This window comes from Aminobacter sp. BE322, assembly GCF_050433525.1.
Classification (GTDB): domain Bacteria; phylum Pseudomonadota; class Alphaproteobacteria; order Rhizobiales; family Rhizobiaceae; genus Aminobacter.
Window position 1 is genome coordinate 1 of the sequence record NZ_JBNPXB010000003.1, and the last position, 15437, is coordinate 15437.

The 15437-nt window shown below is 65.9% G+C and carries 16 protein-coding genes; 5 read left to right on the plus strand and 11 right to left on the minus strand.

Annotation, left to right across the window (positions count from 1 at the left end; all coding sequences use genetic code 11):
• Positions 1–156 precede the first annotated feature (156 nt).
• The 4 genes from ttcA to J2X50_RS06070 all read right to left on the minus strand — a co-directional run bounded on the left by ttcA (position 157) and on the right by J2X50_RS06070 (position 3236).
• A complete protein-coding gene (ttcA, locus tag J2X50_RS06055) occupies positions 157–1017 on the minus strand; it encodes a tRNA 2-thiocytidine(32) synthetase TtcA (protein ID WP_429092858.1) in 861 nt (286 codons plus the stop codon).
• A 170-nt stretch (positions 1018–1187) separates the two neighbouring features.
• Complete coding sequence (rpsD, locus tag J2X50_RS06060) at positions 1188–1805, minus strand: 30S ribosomal protein S4 (RefSeq protein WP_347966746.1); 618 nt, start codon at positions 1803–1805, stop codon at positions 1188–1190.
• Positions 1806–2027: 222 nt separating this feature from the next.
• A complete protein-coding gene (locus J2X50_RS06065; protein WP_429092862.1) occupies positions 2028–2750 on the minus strand; it encodes a 2OG-Fe(II) oxygenase in 723 nt (240 codons plus the stop codon).
• 78 nt (positions 2751–2828) lie between these two features.
• Positions 2829–3236: a winged helix-turn-helix transcriptional regulator gene (locus tag J2X50_RS06070; protein WP_429092864.1), complete on the minus strand. Its 408-nt coding sequence runs from the start codon at positions 3234–3236 to the stop codon at positions 2829–2831.
• Between the two features lie 146 nt (positions 3237–3382).
• Here J2X50_RS06070 and J2X50_RS06075 point away from each other — a divergent pair, with 146 nt between their 5' ends.
• Positions 3383–4018: an NAD(P)-dependent oxidoreductase gene (locus J2X50_RS06075; RefSeq protein WP_429092866.1), complete on the plus strand. Its 636-nt coding sequence runs from the start codon at positions 3383–3385 to the stop codon at positions 4016–4018.
• On the opposite strand, the gene J2X50_RS06080 is transcribed toward J2X50_RS06075, so the two are convergent.
• The 3 genes from J2X50_RS06080 to J2X50_RS06090 are packed head-to-tail and all read right to left on the minus strand — an operon-like array spanning position 4012 to position 5945.
• Positions 4012–4233, minus strand: coding sequence for a DUF3008 family protein (locus tag J2X50_RS06080; protein WP_429092869.1), 222 nt, complete (start codon positions 4231–4233; stop codon positions 4012–4014). The genes J2X50_RS06075 and J2X50_RS06080 overlap by 7 nt on opposite strands.
• A gap of 55 nt (positions 4234–4288) precedes the next feature.
• Positions 4289–5071, minus strand: a complete 783-nt coding sequence (gene murI / locus J2X50_RS06085) for a glutamate racemase (RefSeq protein WP_429092872.1) — start codon at positions 5069–5071, stop codon at positions 4289–4291.
• Entirely contained in the window at positions 5064–5945 is an 882-nt protein-coding gene (locus J2X50_RS06090; protein WP_429092874.1) for an RNA methyltransferase, read from the minus strand. The genes murI and J2X50_RS06090 overlap by 8 nt, the downstream gene beginning before the upstream one ends.
• Positions 5946–6031: 86 nt before the next feature.
• Here J2X50_RS06090 and J2X50_RS06095 point away from each other — a divergent pair, with 86 nt between their 5' ends.
• Together J2X50_RS06095 and J2X50_RS06100 are read left to right on the plus strand one after the other, a co-directional pair.
• Positions 6032–6376, plus strand: coding sequence for a TfoX/Sxy family protein (locus tag J2X50_RS06095; RefSeq protein ID WP_429092877.1), 345 nt, complete (start codon positions 6032–6034; stop codon positions 6374–6376).
• Between the two features lie 176 nt (positions 6377–6552).
• On the plus strand, positions 6553–7764 hold the full coding sequence (locus J2X50_RS06100; RefSeq protein ID WP_429092878.1) for an NADP-dependent isocitrate dehydrogenase: 1212 nt from the start codon (positions 6553–6555) through the stop codon (positions 7762–7764).
• 202 nt (positions 7765–7966) lie between these two features.
• Here the strand turns inward: J2X50_RS06100 and alaS are convergent, their stop codons facing one another.
• Together alaS and recA are read right to left on the minus strand one after the other, a co-directional pair.
• Positions 7967–10627 carry an alanine--tRNA ligase gene (gene alaS / locus J2X50_RS06105; RefSeq protein WP_429092880.1) on the minus strand — a complete coding sequence of 887 codons (2661 nt, stop codon included), beginning with the start codon at positions 10625–10627 and terminating at the stop codon, positions 7967–7969.
• Between the two features lie 262 nt (positions 10628–10889).
• Positions 10890–11975, minus strand: a complete 1086-nt coding sequence (gene recA, locus J2X50_RS06110) for a recombinase RecA (protein WP_347966756.1) — start codon at positions 11973–11975, stop codon at positions 10890–10892.
• Positions 11976–12362: 387 nt separating this feature from the next.
• Here recA and J2X50_RS06115 point away from each other — a divergent pair, with 387 nt between their 5' ends.
• Positions 12363–13301, plus strand: a complete 939-nt coding sequence (locus tag J2X50_RS06115) for a carbohydrate kinase family protein (protein ID WP_429092883.1) — start codon at positions 12363–12365, stop codon at positions 13299–13301.
• A 20-nt stretch (positions 13302–13321) separates the two neighbouring features.
• A complete protein-coding gene (locus J2X50_RS06120; protein ID WP_429092886.1) occupies positions 13322–14239 on the plus strand; it encodes a pseudouridine-5'-phosphate glycosidase in 918 nt (305 codons plus the stop codon).
• A gap of 347 nt (positions 14240–14586) precedes the next feature.
• On the opposite strand, the gene J2X50_RS06125 is transcribed toward J2X50_RS06120, so the two are convergent.
• Together J2X50_RS06125 and J2X50_RS06130 are read right to left on the minus strand one after the other, a co-directional pair.
• A complete protein-coding gene (locus J2X50_RS06125; RefSeq protein ID WP_429092888.1) occupies positions 14587–14901 on the minus strand; it encodes a TfoX/Sxy family protein in 315 nt (104 codons plus the stop codon).
• A gap of 9 nt (positions 14902–14910) precedes the next feature.
• The gene (locus J2X50_RS06130) at positions 14911–15432 is read right to left on the minus strand and encodes a DUF2199 domain-containing protein (RefSeq protein WP_429092891.1); all 522 of its coding nucleotides are present in this window, start codon (positions 15430–15432) and stop codon (positions 14911–14913) included.
• Between the last annotated feature and the right edge of the window lie 5 nt (positions 15433–15437).

Below are 15437 nucleotides of genomic sequence, written 5' to 3' on the forward strand. Positions count from 1 at the left end.
GCGGATTGACGTCTCCCAGGCCATGATCCTCGTCGCCATGGGCGGCAACCTCCTACGCCGGAATGCCCATCCCTGACTTTCCAAACGGACTCTTAAGTGGGGAAGTACGCCAGTTCAACCGCGAAGCAGTGCTACGCCATACAACTCAAGGGCGAGTCACATTTCGGCCACAGCTGCGCCCCCGAGCCCGGCGAAATCAAACAGCTTGCGGTCGAGCATCTGCGACGGCCGCACGTTGGCGAGCGCGCGGATCATGGTGTCCTTGCGGCCGGGCATGCGGCGCTCGATGTCGTCGAGCATCGCCTTCATGGCGTTGCGCTGGAGCCCTTCCTGGCTGCCGCAGAGGTCGCAGGGGATGATCGGGAATTTCATCCCCTCGGCAAACTTGGCCATGTCGGCCTCGGCACAGAAGGCCAGCGGGCGGAGCACCATGACGTCGCCCTCGTCATTGAGCAGCTTGGGCGGCATGGCGGCGAGACGGCCGCCATGGAACAGGTTCATGAAGAAGGTCTCGAGGATGTCCTCGCGGTGGTGGCCGAGCACCAGCGACGAGCAGCCCTCCTCGCGGGCGATGCGGTAGAGATGGCCGCGGCGCAGGCGCGAGCACAGCGAGCAGTAGGTGCTGCCCTCGGCGAGCTTGTCGGTGACGATGGAATAGGTGTCGCGATACTCGATGCGGTGGGCGATGCCGTTGGCATTGAGATAGTCGGGCAGGATGTTCTTGGGGAAGTTCGGCTGGCCCTGGTCGAGGTTGCAGGCGAGCAGTTCGACCGGCAGCAGGCCGCGCCATTTGAGATCGAGCAGCACGGCGAGCAGACCGTAAGAATCCTTGCCGCCCGACAGCGCCACCAGCCAGCGCTCGCCGGGCCTGGCCATGGCGTAGTCCTCGATGGACTGCCGCGTCAGGCGCAGCAGGCGCTTGCGCAGCTTGTTGAACTCCACAGACGAAGGCGCATCGCGGTAGAGCGGAAAAGCGATCTCCGGCTCGGCCAGCGCGTCCTGTTCGTGAATGCCCATCGATCCGGTCCCTGAAACTCCACGGGCGCCGCCAAAGCTCCGGCGGCCCGTTGCCTGCGGTATTCCGCAAATTGCGGTTCGGCGCAAGACGTGCCCGAAGCGTCGCCGCAAACGAAAAGAGCGGCCGTTGCCGGCCGCTCTCTTGAATTCGAAGCTGAGCCCGTAAGGGATTAGCGCGAATAGAATTCGACGACGAGGTTCGGTTCCATCTGGACGGCGAACGGAACGTCCGACAGGCCGGGAACGCGAGCGAAGGTGGCGACCATCTTGTTGTGGTCGACTTCGATGTAGTCCGGAACGTCACGCTCGGCGAGAGCAACGGACTCGAGAACGATGACCAGCTGCTTCGACTTCTCGCGGACTTCGATCACGTCGCCAGCCTTGCAGCGGTAGGACGAGATGTTGGTGCGCTTGCCGTTGACGTTGACGTGGCCATGGTTGACGAACTGACGGGCCGCGAAAATGGTCGGCACGAACTTGGCGCGGTAGACGACCGCATCCAGGCGCGACTCGAGCAGGCCGATCAGGTTCTCGGAGGTGTCGCCCTTGCGGCGGTTGGCCTCTTCGTAGGTCTTGCGGAACTGCTTCTCGGAAACGTCACCGTAGTGACCCTTCAGCTTCTGCTTGGCGCGCAGCTGCAGACCGAAGTCCGACATCTTGCCCTTGCGGCGCTGGCCGTGCTGGCCGGGGCCGTATTCACGCTTGTTGACCGGGGACTTCGGGCGGCCCCAGATGTTCTCGCCAAGACGGCGATCGATTTTGTACTTAGCGGATTCGCGCTTGCTCATCGCATTTCCCTTCAAAACGTTGCACCCGGAACTTCACGTTCCAGGCGAGGAAAACGCGCCCTCCTCTGGCCCCCGTTTTCGGGACCTGACAGGACCTTCCACGCACGCTTTGCGGAAAAGGTCCACGGGACACGTCAAATGAAACACCGGGCGTTTCGGCCCGGCGTTGGCGGCTAACTAGGGGAAACAGGCGGGAATGTCAACGCTTCGCCAGCAGCCGGCTCATTTCGCGTCGTGGAAGATGATGCCGAGGGTGAAACGCTCGCCCGAGCGGATGCGGCTGACGCCGTGGCGCATCCTTGCCCGGTAATCGGCGCGGCTTCCAGCCTTCGGCCGGTCGTTGACGGCAAACAGCGCGCCCTCTCCCATGCGCAGCGGCACGACCTCGGCGCGCGACTGCATGCGCGGGCGCTGCTCGGTCATGACGAACTCGCCGCCCTCGAACTCCTCGCCCGGCTCGCTCAGCAGAATCACCAGCTGTACGGGGAAGAGATGCGTGCCGTAGACGTCCTGGTGCAGGCAATTGTAGTCGCCGGCGCCATATTTGAGCAGCAGCGGCGTCGGCCTGACCTGGCCGTCGGCATGGCATTCGGCCAGGAAGGCGTCGAGCTCGGAGGGATAGCGGCGCGCGATGCCCATGCGCTCGTTCCACCGGTTGGCGAATGGCGCAAGCCGCTCGTAGAAGGCATGGCGCAGCACGGAGATCGTCTCGGGCAGCGGATCGGCGAAATATTTGTACTCGCCGGCGCCGAAACCGTGGCGCTGCATGACAATGCGGCTGCGGAAATGCCGGTCGGCGTCGTAGAGCGCCCGCAGGCCACGGCACGTCTCGCGGTCGAGCAACGGGCCCGTAGGGGCAACGCCGAACTCGTCGAGTTCGCCAAGGACACGGTCCCAATCAAGGTTCTCGACGATATCCGGTGCCTGCATGCGTCGGGCGTCCATCCGCTCACTCCTTCTCGACAATCAGCCGTGAGACTAGGAGCCGAACGCCAGCGCCGCATTCCGATTCATGCGCTGCAATCAGCCGGGCGCGTCGAAAGCCTCGCGGGCACTGCGCATCCGGTCGCGGTTGGCGGCGGCCCAGCCGCCGAGCGCGCCGATGGGCACGGCGATCGACTGGCCGAGCTCGGTCAGCCCGTACTCCACCTCCGGCGGCGTCGTCGGGCGCACCGTGCGGCGCACCAGCCCGTCACGTTCGAGCGAGCGCAGCGTCACCGTCAGCATGCGCTGGGAAATGCCCTCGATCGCCCGCTTCAGCGCGTTGAAGCGCACCGGCTGCTCCTGCAGGTTGATGATGACCATCAGGCTCCAGGTGTCGCCGACACGATCCAGCACATCGCGTATCGGACAGCTGCGGCCGTCGCTTTCGAAGCCGGGCGTGGCGTGCAGCAGCGGGGCCGCCTCCCGGGGCGTTGCGGGAGCGTTCATGCGGTTCTCTCCGGGTAACCTGGGCACGAAATCATGCGTTCTTTTCGGGCCTTCGCGTCGAGTCTATATGGTTATCGTTGGTAACCTGATTGCAGATCATACCTGCTTTGCCCGGCAAAGGCAAAGCGGCGCAAAGGAGAACAAGCATGAAGATCGCACTCATCGGCGCATCCGGTTTCGTCGGCGGCGCAGTGCTCAAGGAAGCCGCCTCGCGCGGCCACAAGGTGACGGCAATCGTCCGCAAGCCCGAGAAGGTGGCCAGGCTGGACGGCGTGGACGCGGTAAAAGCCGACGTCACCGACGCCGACGCCCTGAATGCGGCCATAGCCGGCAGCGACGTCGTCGTTTCGGCATTCAACGGCGGATGGGGCGACCCGGAGATCTATGACAAGCACTTCGCCGGATCGAAGGCGATCGCAGCGGCTGCGAAGGCCGCAGGCAAGCGCATCGTCGTGATCGGCGGCGCCGGCAGCCTGGAGATCGGCGGCAAACAACTCGTCGACGGCCCCGAATTCCCGGCCGAATACAAGGACGGTGCGCGCGCCGCCCGCGACGCGCTCGCGGACCTGCACGGTCAGGCCGGTCTCGAATGGTCGTTCGTCTCGCCCGCCATCCATCTCGCACCAGGCAAGCGCACCGGGCAGTTCCGCCTCGGCGGCGACCAGCCGGTGTTCGACGCCAACGGCCAGAGCCACATCTCGGTCGAGGACCTGGCCGTCGCGATCGTCGACGAGGCGGAGGCGCCGCAACACAGGGGCAAGCGCTTCACCGCGGGCTACTGAGGGCAAACGAAACAGGGTCTGGCGGGCTCATGCTTGGCCTTGTGCTCCGGCAGACCCTTGTGCTTCGTCTCGGCGAACTCCTCGAGTTCCTTTTCGGTCATCGTTGCGTACATTTCCTTCGAGGCACCGAAGAGTTCGCTCTTCTTGATCTCGCCGCGCTTGGCGGCGAGGGCTGCGCCGGCAGCCTTCTGCTGGGCTCTGGATGTGGCAGGCATGTCGCATCTCCTTCCGTTGAGAAGCGGAAACGCCTGCCGGCGGCCAGCGTTCCGCTCAGACCGTCAGGCCAAAGCCCTGCATGAGGCGGCGCGTGGCGAAATCGGCCCTGCCGGAGGTGAAGACGGCAAGGTCGGGTTCGACCGGCCGCGTCGCCTGCGAGCCGTTGAGCAGGGACAGAGCCCGCCGCGCGATCGCCTCCGCCGGATCGATCCAGTCGACCGGCCAGGGGGCGGTCTTGCGCATGCGGTTGACCAGGAACGGATAGTGGGTGCAGGCGAGCACGACGATGTCGGTGCGCCGGCCGTCCTGCTCGACGAAGCACGGGGCGATCTCCTCGGCGACGGCCTGCTCGTCGACGAACCCGTCGCGCATGTAGGTCTCGGCGAGGGCTGCCAGCTTCTGGCTGCCGACGAGCCGGACATGGCACTTGGACGCCCACTGGGTGATGAGGTCGCGCGTGTACTGCCGCTTCACCGTGCCGGGCGTCGCCAGCACCGACACGAGGCCAGAGCGGGTGCGCTCGGCCGCCGGCTTGATCGCCGGCACGGTGCCGACGAAGGGATGCCCGGGGAAACGCTCGCGGATCGCCTCGATGACCAGCGTGGAGGCCGTGTTGCAGGGGATGACCGACAGCTCCGGCTTGAAGCGCTCGAGCAGTTCGGCGAACAGGCCGAGGATGCGCTGCTTCAGCGCCGGCTCCTCCCAATTGCCATAGGGAAAGGCGGCATCGTCGGCGACATAGACGAAACGCCGGTCGGGCATGAGCACGCGCGCCTCGCGCAGCACGGTCAGTCCCCCGATGCCCGAATCGAACATCAGGATCGGGCGGTCAGTCATTGTCGAGCCCCTTGCCGCCGACGGGCGGCGTGTCGTCGTCGTCATTGTCCCTGGCCGCTGCGTGCGCGGCATGGTCGACCTTGGCCTTGCGCTCGGGGTAGCCGGCGCCGCGCGGCTCCTTGGGCGAGAAATAGTCGAGCGAGGCTACGACGCCGCGCAGAACCTTGAGCTCGGGCTCGTGGAAACCGGCGCGGGTGAGCACGGCGCGCAGATTGTCGACCATCTTCGGCTTCTTGGCCGCCGGTCGGAAATAGCCGCGGGATTCGAGCGCGGCTTCGAGGTGGTCGAACAGGCCCTGCAGCTGCTGCTTGGTGGCCGGCGCCATTTCGGGACCAGAGAAATTGGTCCTGGTCTCGTCCTCCAGCCCCGACTTCATCCACTCATAGGACATGAGCAGCACCGCCTGGGCGATGTTGAGCGAGGAAAAGCCGGGATCGACCGGGAAGGTGACGATCTCGTCGGCCAGGCCGACCTCTTCGTTGTAGAGGCCGAAGCGCTCGCGCCCGAACAGGATGCCGGTGCGCTGGCCTAAGACGCTGCGCGCGCGAAGCGCCCTGCCCGCCTCGACCGGGCCCCGGACTTCCTTGAAGCCGTCGCGCTCGCGCGCGGTGGTGGCGAAGACGAAGTTCAGGTCGGCGATGGCCGAGGCGAGATCGGGGAAGACCACGACGCCGTCGATGACATGGTCGGCGCGGCTGGCGGCAGCCCGCGCCTTCTCGTTCGGCCAGCCGTCGCGCGGATTGACGAGCCTGAGTTCGGTAACGCCGAAATTGGCCATGGCGCGCGCCACCATGCCGATGTTTTCGCCGAGCTGCGGCTCGACGAGGATGATGACGGGCGCGGCGGATGGCTGGGGTGCTTCTGTGGCGGACATGAATGCGATTGAACCAAAAATTGCGACTTTTGCGCGTCCCTGACATATTCGGCGCGGAAAATGAAGTTCCGGTAAGGAACGGGCGCATGAGCGATCTGGCGGAACGCATCCGGGCGGTGGTGGGCGAAGACCCAAATATCGGCGAGATCCGCATGTTCGGCGGCATCTGCTTCACCCTCAACGGCAACATGATGGTGGGCACGATGAAGGACGGCACCCTGCTCGCCCGCGTTGGCGAGGAGCAGGAAGCCGAGGCGCTGTCGAGACCGGGCGCGACGCGCATGAACTTCACCGGCCGCGAGATGAAGGGCTTCATCATGGTGGCGACCGAGGAACTGGACGGCGCCGCACTCGCGCGATGGATCGCCATGGCGTCGCGGTTCGTCGGCGCCATGCCCGCGAAGCAGCCCGGAGCCAAGAAGAAGCGATAACGCGGGCGATACCTCAAGGCGCCGGCCGGGCGCCTCTCATACATTGTCGGCGAAGTGCGCCAAATGTAGCAGTTGCAATCATTTGCGCGGCCCGGTCGGCTTTGATATAGGGGCCGCACTCCCTATCACGAACCGCTCCGGAGCCGACCGGCTTCAAGCAGAAAGAGGCACTTTCCATGGCGAAGATCAAGGTGGCCAACCCCGTCGTCGAACTCGACGGCGACGAGATGACCCGCATCATCTGGCAGTTCATCAAGGACAAGCTGATCCACCCTTATCTCGACCTGAACCTCGAATACTACGACCTCGGCATCGAGCACCGCGACGCCACCAACGACCAGGTGACGATCGACGCCGCCAACGCCATCAACAAGTGGGGCGTGGGCGTGAAGTGCGCGACCATCACCCCCGACGAGCAGCGCGTCGAGGAGTTCAAGCTCAAGAAGATGTGGAAGTCGCCCAACGGCACGATCCGCAACATCCTCGGCGGCACCATCTTCCGCGAGCCGATCATCATGAAGAACGTGCCGCGCCTGGTGCCGGGCTGGACCAAGCCGATCATCGTCGGCCGCCACGCCTTCGGCGACCAGTACAAGGCGACCGATTTCAAGTACCCGGGCAAGGGCAAGCTGTCGATCAAGTTCGTCGGCGACGACGGCCAGGTGATCGAACACGACGTGTTCGACGCACCGGGCGCCGGCGTGGCGATGGCCATGTACAACCTCGACGAGTCGATCCGCGAATTCGCCCGTGCCTCGCTGAACTACGGCCTGCTGCGCAACTATCCGGTCTATCTCTCGACCAAGAACACCATCCTCAAGGCCTATGACGGCCGCTTCAAGGACATCTTCCAGGAAGTCTACGAGAAGGAATTCGAGGCCGAGTTCAAGGCGCGCAAGCTCTGGTACGAACACCGCCTGATCGACGACATGGTGGCATCCAGCCTGAAGTGGTCGGGCGGCTATGTCTGGGCCTGCAAGAACTATGACGGCGACGTGCAGTCGGACACTGTGGCGCAAGGCTTCGGCTCGCTCGGCCTGATGACCTCGGTTCTGATGACGCCGGACGGCAAGACCGTGGAAGCGGAAGCCGCGCACGGCACCGTGACCCGCCATTACCGCCAGCACCAGAAGGGCGAGGAAACCTCGACCAACTCGATCGCCTCGATCTTCGCCTGGACCCGCGGTCTCGCGCACCGCGCCAAGCTCGACGAGAACGCCGAGCTGAAGCGCTTTGCCGAGACGCTCGAAAAGGTCTGCATCCAGACCGTCGAGTCGGGCTTCATGACCAAGGACCTGTCGCTGCTGATCGGTCCGGACCAGCCCTGGCTGTCGACCACCGGTTTCCTCGACAAGATCGACGAGAACCTGCAGAAGGCGATGGGCTGATCCCAGCCTTCTGAAACGACAAAAGCCCCGGAGCGATCCGGGGCTTTTTTCTTTTCACGGCGCGCTGTTCCCGTGTGTCCTGTGGGGCCCGCTTCGCGGGCGCCTCGGGATGATGAAGCGTGGTGCCTGCCCCCAAATGAAAAAGGCGGAAGCCGAAGCCTCCGCCTTTTCAGAACCGTGAGATTCGCGTGGGCCGGTGCGATCAGCCGGCCATCGCCCCGGCGACCGCCTCGACGGCGTCGTCGGCCTTGGTGGCGTCGGGGCCACCAGCCTGGGCCATGTCGGGCCGCCCGCCGCCGCCCTTGCCGCCGAGGGCTGCGGAAGCAACACGCACCAGGTCGACGGCGCTGAAGCGGCCGACGAGGTCCGCGGTGACGGCGACGACCGCACTTGCCTTGCCGTCTTCGGAGACGCCGATCAGCGTGACGACGCCCGAGCCGAGACCGGCCTTGCCTTCGTCGGCGAGACCCTTGAGATCCTTGGGATCGACGCCGGAGACCACCTTGCCGAGATACTTCACACCCGCGATGTCGCGCACCGCATCGGCCGAGCCGCCCGCACCGCCGCCCATTGCGAGCTTCTTGCGGGCGTCGGTGAGTTCCCTCTCGAGCTTCTTGCGCTCGTCGAGCAGCGCCTCGACGCGGGCGAGCACGTCGCCGGGCGCCACCTTGAGGGATGCCGCGACCGACTTGAGGCGGCGGTCCTGCTCGTCGAGGTGGCGGCGGGCGGCATCGCCCGTCAGCGCCTCGATGCGGCGCACGCCGGCCGCGACCGCACCGTCGGAGACGATGCGCACCAGGCCGATGTCGCCGGTGGCCGACACGTGGGTGCCGCCGCAGAGTTCGACCGAATAGGGCCGGTTGGCCTTGGCGCCGTGCAGGCCGGTGCCCATCGAAACGACGCGGACCTCGTCGCCGTACTTCTCGCCGAACAGCGCCATGGCACCCTCGGCAATGGCGTCGTCGACGGTCATCAGGCGGGTCGTGACGGGGCTGTTCTGGATGACGATCTCGTTCGACATGCGCTCGACTTCCTCGAGCTCGTCTGCGGAAATCGGCTTGTTGTGCGAGATGTCGAAACGCAGGCGCTCGGGCGCCACCAGCGAGCCCTTCTGCGCGACATGGGTGCCGAGCACCTCGCGCAGCGCCTCGTGGATGAGGTGGGTGGCCGAATGGTTGGCGCGCAGCTTCGAGCGGCGGGCGTGGTCGACCTTCAGCTCGACGGCGACGCCGGTCTTGAGCGCCCCCTTGGTCACCTTGCCGTAATGGACGAACAGACCGTCGGCCTTCTTCTGGGTGTCCGTCACCTCGATGGCGAAGCCTTCGCCCGAGATCGTGCCGCTGTCGCCCATCTGGCCGCCGGACTCGCCATAGAACGGCGTCTGGTTGACGACGACCGCAACCTCCTCGCCTTCCTTCGCTGCGTCGACCACCGCGCCGTCCCTGATGAGGGTGAGCACCACGCCCTCGGCCTGCTCCGTCTCGTAGCCGAGGAAGTCGGTCGCGCCCGCCTTCTCGCGCACGGCGAACCAGACGGTTTCGGTCGCCGCCTCGCCCGAGCCCGCCCAGTTGGCGCGGGCCTCGGCCTTCTGCCGCTCCATCGCGTCGTTGAAGCCGGCGAGATCGACCGAGATGTGGCGCTGGCGCAGCGCGTCCTGCGTCAGGTCGAGCGGGAAGCCGTAGGTGTCGTAGAGCCTGAAGGCCGTCTCGCCATCGAGCATGTCGCCGGAGCCCAGCGTCTCGGTCGCGTCGGCCAGGAGCCCGAGGCCGCGGGCGAGCGTCTTCCTGAAGCGGGTTTCCTCCAGCTTGAGCGTCTCGGTGATGAGCGCCTCGCCACGGCCGAGCTCGGGATAGGCCTGGCCCATCTCGCGCACCAGCGCCGGGACCAGCTTCCACATCAGCGGCTCGCCGGCGCCGAGCAGCTGCGCGTGGCGCATGGCGCGGCGCATGATGCGGCGAAGCACGTAACCGCGCCCCTCGTTGGACGGCAGGACGCCATCGGCGACGAGGAAGCAGGACGAACGCAGGTGGTCGGCGATGACGCGGTAGGAGCCGACATTGCCCTCGTCCGGGCCGCGCCCTATCGCCGACGACGTGGTGTCGATGAGGTGACGGAACAGGTCGGTCTCGAAGACGCTCTCCACGCCCTGCATGATCGAGGCCATGCGCTCGAGGCCCATGCCGGTGTCGATCGACGGACGCGGCAGGTCGATGCGCTCGTCCTTCGTCACCTGCTCGTATTGCATGAAGACGAGATTCCAGAACTCGAGGAAGCGGTCGCCGTCCTCCTCGGGGCTGCCGGGAGGGCCGCCCCAGATATGCTCGCCGCGGTCGATGAAGATTTCCGAGCACGGACCGCAAGGGCCGGTATCGCCCATCGCCCAGAAATTGTCCGAGGTGGCGATGCGGATGATGCGGTCGTCGGAGAAGCCGGCGATCTTCTTCCAGTGGTTCGCCGCCTCGTCGTCGGTGTGGTAGACGGTGACGAGCAGCTTGTCCTTCTTCAGCCCGAACTCCTTGGTGATCAGGTTCCAGGCGAGCTCGATGGCGCGCTCCTTGAAATAGTCGCCGAAGGAGAAGTTGCCGAGCATCTCGAAGAAGGTGAGATGGCGGGCGGTGTAGCCGACATTGTCGAGGTCGTTGTGCTTGCCGCCGGCGCGGACGCATTTCTGCGCGGTGGCCGCGCGCGAATAGGGGCGCGTCTCAAGCCCGGTGAAGACGTTCTTGAACTGCACCATGCCGGCGTTGGTGAACATCAGCGTGGGGTCGTTGCGCGGCACCAGCGGACTGGAGGATACGATCTCGTGTCCGTTCTTCTTGAAATAGTCGAGGAATGCCGACCGGATCTCGTTTACGCCACTCATATTGTCGCCTTGTCGCCGCCCTGATCGAGATGTCCGCCATTTGCCGGCGGAATTTGGAACTGGCCTTTTAGCCGTCCACCCTTACCCTGTCCAGAAACCCCGGACGCCCAAGAAGCCGGAAATCCGGCATTTGCAGGCCGTTCGGCCGGCGAAACCGCCTGGCCCAAACGAAAACCGCCGGCACGAAGGCCGGCGGTCATCCCTGGAAGCTGTAGTCCTAGCGGGAGGCGGCGGAAACTGCGCCCTCTCGGCCGCCACGCGCTCACATGGCGCCGGCATCGTCCTCGAAGTCTTCGCGCGAGCCGTTCTCCAGGAACTTCTCGGCGATCAGGCCGGCATTCTGGCGCAGCGCGGTCTCGATCTCGCGCGCCGTCTCGGGATTGTTGCGCAGGAACTGCTTGGCATTCTCACGCCCCTGGCCGAGGCGCTGCGAATTGTAGGAGAACCAGGCGCCCGACTTCTCGACGACACCGGCCTTGACGCCGAGGTCGATTAGCTCGCCGGTCTTCGACACGCCCTCGCCATACATGATGTCGAACTCGACCTGCTTGAAGGGCGGGGCCAGCTTGTTCTTGACGACCTTGACGCGGGTCTGGTTGCCGACGACCTCGTCGCGATCCTTGACCGAACCGATGCGGCGGATGTCGAGGCGGACCGAGGCGTAGAACTTGAGCGCGTTGCCGCCGGTGGTGGTTTCCGGCGAGCCGTACATGACGCCGATCTTCATGCGGATCTGGTTGATGAAGATGACCATGGTGTTGGAGCGCGAGATCGACGCGGTGAGCTTGCGCAGCGCCTGGCTCATCAGGCGAGCCTGGAGGCCCGGCAGCGACTCGCCCATCTCACCCTCGATTTCGGCGCGCGGGGTGAGTGCCGCGACCGAGTCGACCACCAGCACGTCGATGGCGCCCGAACGCACCAGCGTGTCGCAGATCTCCAGCGCCTGCTCGCCCGTATCGGGCTGCGAGATCAGAAGGTTTTCGAGATCGACGCCCAGCTTGCGGGCATAGACCGGGTCGAGCGCGTGTTCGGCGTCGACGAAGGCGCAGATGCCGCCCTTCTTCTGGGCCTCGGCGACCGTGTGCAGGGCGAGCGTCGTCTTACCGGAGCTTTCCGGACCGTAGACCTCGATGATGCGACCGCGCGGCAGGCCGCCGACGCCGAGCGCGATGTCGAGGCCGAGCGAACCGGTGGAGACCGTACCGATCTCGACAACCTGCTCGTTGGCACCGAGCCGCATGATCGAGCCCTTGCCGAAGGCGCGTTCGATCTGCGACAGCGCCGCGTCCAGAGCCTTAGATTTGTCCACCGAATTGTCCTCTACAAGCCGCAACGAATTCTGCGCCATGATACATCACCCCCTGGTCATCAATGAAGGCCGCTCGATCCAATGTCGAGGTAAATTTGTATCTGTTTTGTTCTCATTTGGCAAGAGCACCCAACATTTTGATATATAACAATAATTGGTATCGTGTTCTTTTTTCGTTTTCTGCCGGAGCGTGATGCGATGTCGCATGCCGCAACGAGGTTTTCCGCCGCCAGGCCGCGCAAACGCGATTCGTTGCCCCGGTTGCCGCTGCGGGCAAGGAACACTGTCGCGGCGGGCATTCCGACGAATGCGATTCCGCCGCCGTGGCTGTTTTTCCCGGCCACATTCGTGCGACGCCAGACGATTCCGTCTGGCTGCAAAATGCTCTAAGTTCGCCGCCTGGATCGACTACCGGACAATGCCTGCATGAAATCACCCAGAATCCTCGCCGTCGGCGGCGCGCATGTGGACCGTCGCGGCCGGATGACCGCCCCCTTCGTTCCGGGCGCCTCGATCCCCGGCGCGATGCGGGAGGATGTCGGCGGCGGCGCATTCAATGCCCTGCGCGGCGCGGTGCAGCGCGGCGCCAGCGGCACGATGATGTCGATGCGCGGCGGCGACGCGGCGGGCGACGCGGTCGCAGCCGCGATCGCTGCCAGCGGCATCGAGGACCTGTCGGCGATCTTCCTCGACCGCGCCACGCCCAGCTACACCGCGCTGCTCGACCGCGACGGCGACGTGGTGGCCGCACTTGCCGACATGGAGCTCTACGAACTGGCCTTCGCCAAGCAGCTCAGGCGCGCCAAGGCGCGCGAGGCGGTGGAAGGCGCGGATGCCGTGCTGTGCGACGCCAACCTGCCGGAAGCCGCACTCTCGAAGCTCGCCGAGATTGCGGGCAAGCCGCTGTTCGCCATCGCGATCTCGCCGGCCAAGGCGGTGCGGCTCGGACCGATCCTCGACAGGCTGTCGTGCCTCTACATGAACCGGCGCGAGGCGGCGGTGCTGGCGGGCATCGCGACCGACGCCACGCCTGAGGAGTTTATCCGGGGCCTGCGGGCCGCAGGCCTCGAGCGCGGTGTGGTCACGGCGGGCGGAAGTGCGGTCTTTGCCTTCGACGGCGACGGCCTCGTCGCCATTGCGCCCCCTGCCCCCCGCAGGATCGTCGACGTCACCGGCGCGGGCGACGCGCTGGCGGGTGCGACGACGGTAGCCCTGATGCGCGGCTTGCGGCTCGATGCCGCGCTGCGGGAAGGCATCGCCGCAGCCGTACTTGCGATAGAGAGCCCCTCGGCCGTGCCCGAACTCGACGCCGGGGCCTTCGACGAGGTCCTCGCCCTTGTGCCCCACGCCGCCGAAATGGCATGAGGCCGCCCATGGAGATCAAGATGACGCCTGAAACCGCCCGCCCCTTCATCGACGTCCACGCTCCGGTCGCCGCCGCCATCGCCGCCGGCAAGCCGGTGGTGGCGCTCGAAAGCACCATCATCACCCACGGCATGCCCTATCCCGACAACAGCGCCATGGCCGCCAATGTCGAGAAGATCATCTCCGACGAGGGTGCCGTGCCCGCGACCATCGCGGTGATCGGCGGCCGCATCAAGATCGGCCTGTCCGACGGCGAGCGCGAATCGCTGGCCATGACCGGCGGCGCCATGAAGCTGTCGCGCGCCGACATCGCCTATGCGGTCGCCGAAGGCCGCACCGGCGGCACGACGGTGGCGGCGACGATGATCGCGGCACACCTCGCCGGCATCAGGGTGTTCGCCACCGGCGGCATCGGCGGCGTGCACAAGGGCGCCGAGAAGAGTTTTGACATCTCGGCCGACCTGGACGAACTGGCGCGCACGCCTGTGATCGTCGTCTCGGCCGGGGCCAAGGCGATCCTCGACATCGAAAAGACGCTCGAGGTGCTGGAGACGCGCGGCGTGCCGGTGGTCGCCTACGGCTCCGACATCGTGCCGGCGTTCTGGTCGCGCAAGTCGCCCTATGCGGCGCCGCTGCGCCTCGACGCGCCCGAGAAGATCGCGCGCCTGCATGCGACGCGCGGCGCGCTCGGCCTTGGCGGCGGCATGCTGGTGGCCAACCCGGTGCCGGAGAGCGACGAGATCCCCGCCGACAGGATGGCCGGCTACATCGAGGCGGCGCAGAAGGCGGCCGAGGTCCAGAACATCTCCGGCAAGGCGGTGACGCCGTTCCTGCTCGCCAAGATCCTCGAACTGACCAACGGCGCCAGCCTCAAGACCAACATCGCCCTGGTGGAAAACAACGCCCGCCTGGCGGCCAGGATCGCCAAGGCGCTCTGAGGCCAGCCTTCACGGACCTTGACCGGCCCCTCATCCCCCTGCCGGGACCTTCTCCCCGTGAACGGGGAGAAGGGAGAAGTGGCGGCGTTTGCGGCCAGCCTCCTTCTCCCCGCCTGCGGGGAGAAGGTCCCGGCAGGGGGATGAGGGGCAGATCGAGACGAGGGCACGTGCGTCCTTCGAGGCTCGCCCTTCCGGCGAGCACCTCAGGATGAGGACCGGTGGAGGCCTGCCGCTCACCAAGGCCCGGAAAAGCCCCCTCACCGGTTCGCCCCTTCGACAAGCTCATGGCGAACCACCTCTCCCCCACTTTCGTGGGGGCGAGGAACCCAAGCTGGAGCCTCGCCAGACTACTTCCGGGCGCGCAGGGCGGCTTCAAAAGCCTTGCGCGTCCAGACGGCGAGTTCGTCCGGATCGTCGACGGCACTTTCGGGAATGGTCCAGTAGGGCATGTTGACCGGCCGGCCGCCGGCATCGGTCCAGCGCCTGGCGCCCGCCGCCTCGAAGTCGGGCGCGCTCACCGCATCGGCCTTGAGCAGGATCTCGCCGCGCACCTCGACGCCGACGATCAGGCCATCGTGGTAGATGCCCTTGCCGCCGAACATCTTTCTGATCGTGACGTCACCAAGGCCGGAGAAAACCTCGCGGATGGCTTCGTCGCTCATCTGTTCCCCTCAACTCTGGCTGTGCATCAGGGCTGCCCAGCGCTCGATCTGGGCAGGTTCGATTCCGTCGCGCTGGGCGAGGAACAAGGGATGGTCGGTCTCGTGGAGCGCGACGCGTGGCCGAAGTCGCGCGGGCTGAAACCAGACATCGGCATTGAAGAACATGGACCCGGAATAGTCGGGCACGTCGTGCATCAGGTAGCCGAAGCAGCCGTCTTCGGCATAAGTGCCGGAGGCGAAGCCCACGCCGTAGATGTCCCAGCTTCGCTCCGAAACCGACATCCAGACGCCGAGGCGAAACTCACTGCACATCCTCGGCACAGGCAGCGGCAGAAGGCAGCGGATGAAGCGGTCGACCTCGCCGGTCGAATGGCGCACCTCGCAGAAGTCGTCGTCCAAGGTCGAAGCGGCACGGGTCGCATCGTCGAGCGCGTCCCAATCGACAGGCTCGCCGAACATCATGTCCATCGGCAGGCCGACGTGATCTTCACCGCAACATGAGCACCGCCAGCGATAGGCCTTGGCGCTCATCGGAA

Bases quoted from the DNA above. Each gene is read 5' to 3' on its own strand.
- ttcA (WP_429092858.1), bottom strand. From the start codon at position 1,017: ATGGGCATTCACGAACAGGACGCGCTGGCCGAGCCGGAGATCGCTTTT.
- rpsD (WP_347966746.1), bottom strand. From the start codon at position 1,805: ATGAGCAAGCGCGAATCCGCTAAGTACAAAATCGATCGCCGTCTTGGC.
- J2X50_RS06065 (WP_429092862.1), bottom strand. From the start codon at position 2,750: ATGGACGCCCGACGCATGCAGGCACCGGATATCGTCGAGAACCTTGAT.
- J2X50_RS06070 (WP_429092864.1), bottom strand. From the start codon at position 3,236: ATGAACGCTCCCGCAACGCCCCGGGAGGCGGCCCCGCTGCTGCACGCC.
- J2X50_RS06075 (WP_429092866.1), top strand. From the start codon at position 3,383: ATGAAGATCGCACTCATCGGCGCATCCGGTTTCGTCGGCGGCGCAGTG.
- J2X50_RS06080 (WP_429092869.1), bottom strand. From the start codon at position 4,233: ATGCCTGCCACATCCAGAGCCCAGCAGAAGGCTGCCGGCGCAGCCCTC.
- murI (WP_429092872.1), bottom strand. From the start codon at position 5,071: ATGACTGACCGCCCGATCCTGATGTTCGATTCGGGCATCGGGGGACTG.
- J2X50_RS06090 (WP_429092874.1), bottom strand. From the start codon at position 5,945: ATGTCCGCCACAGAAGCACCCCAGCCATCCGCCGCGCCCGTCATCATC.
- J2X50_RS06095 (WP_429092877.1), top strand. From the start codon at position 6,032: ATGAGCGATCTGGCGGAACGCATCCGGGCGGTGGTGGGCGAAGACCCA.
- J2X50_RS06100 (WP_429092878.1), top strand. From the start codon at position 6,553: ATGGCGAAGATCAAGGTGGCCAACCCCGTCGTCGAACTCGACGGCGAC.
- alaS (WP_429092880.1), bottom strand. From the start codon at position 10,627: ATGAGTGGCGTAAACGAGATCCGGTCGGCATTCCTCGACTATTTCAAG.
- recA (WP_347966756.1), bottom strand. From the start codon at position 11,975: ATGGCGCAGAATTCGTTGCGGCTTGTAGAGGACAATTCGGTGGACAAA.
- J2X50_RS06115 (WP_429092883.1), top strand. From the start codon at position 12,363: ATGAAATCACCCAGAATCCTCGCCGTCGGCGGCGCGCATGTGGACCGT.
- J2X50_RS06120 (WP_429092886.1), top strand. From the start codon at position 13,322: ATGACGCCTGAAACCGCCCGCCCCTTCATCGACGTCCACGCTCCGGTC.
- J2X50_RS06125 (WP_429092888.1), bottom strand. From the start codon at position 14,901: ATGAGCGACGAAGCCATCCGCGAGGTTTTCTCCGGCCTTGGTGACGTC.
- J2X50_RS06130 (WP_429092891.1), bottom strand. From the start codon at position 15,432: ATGAGCGCCAAGGCCTATCGCTGGCGGTGCTCATGTTGCGGTGAAGAT.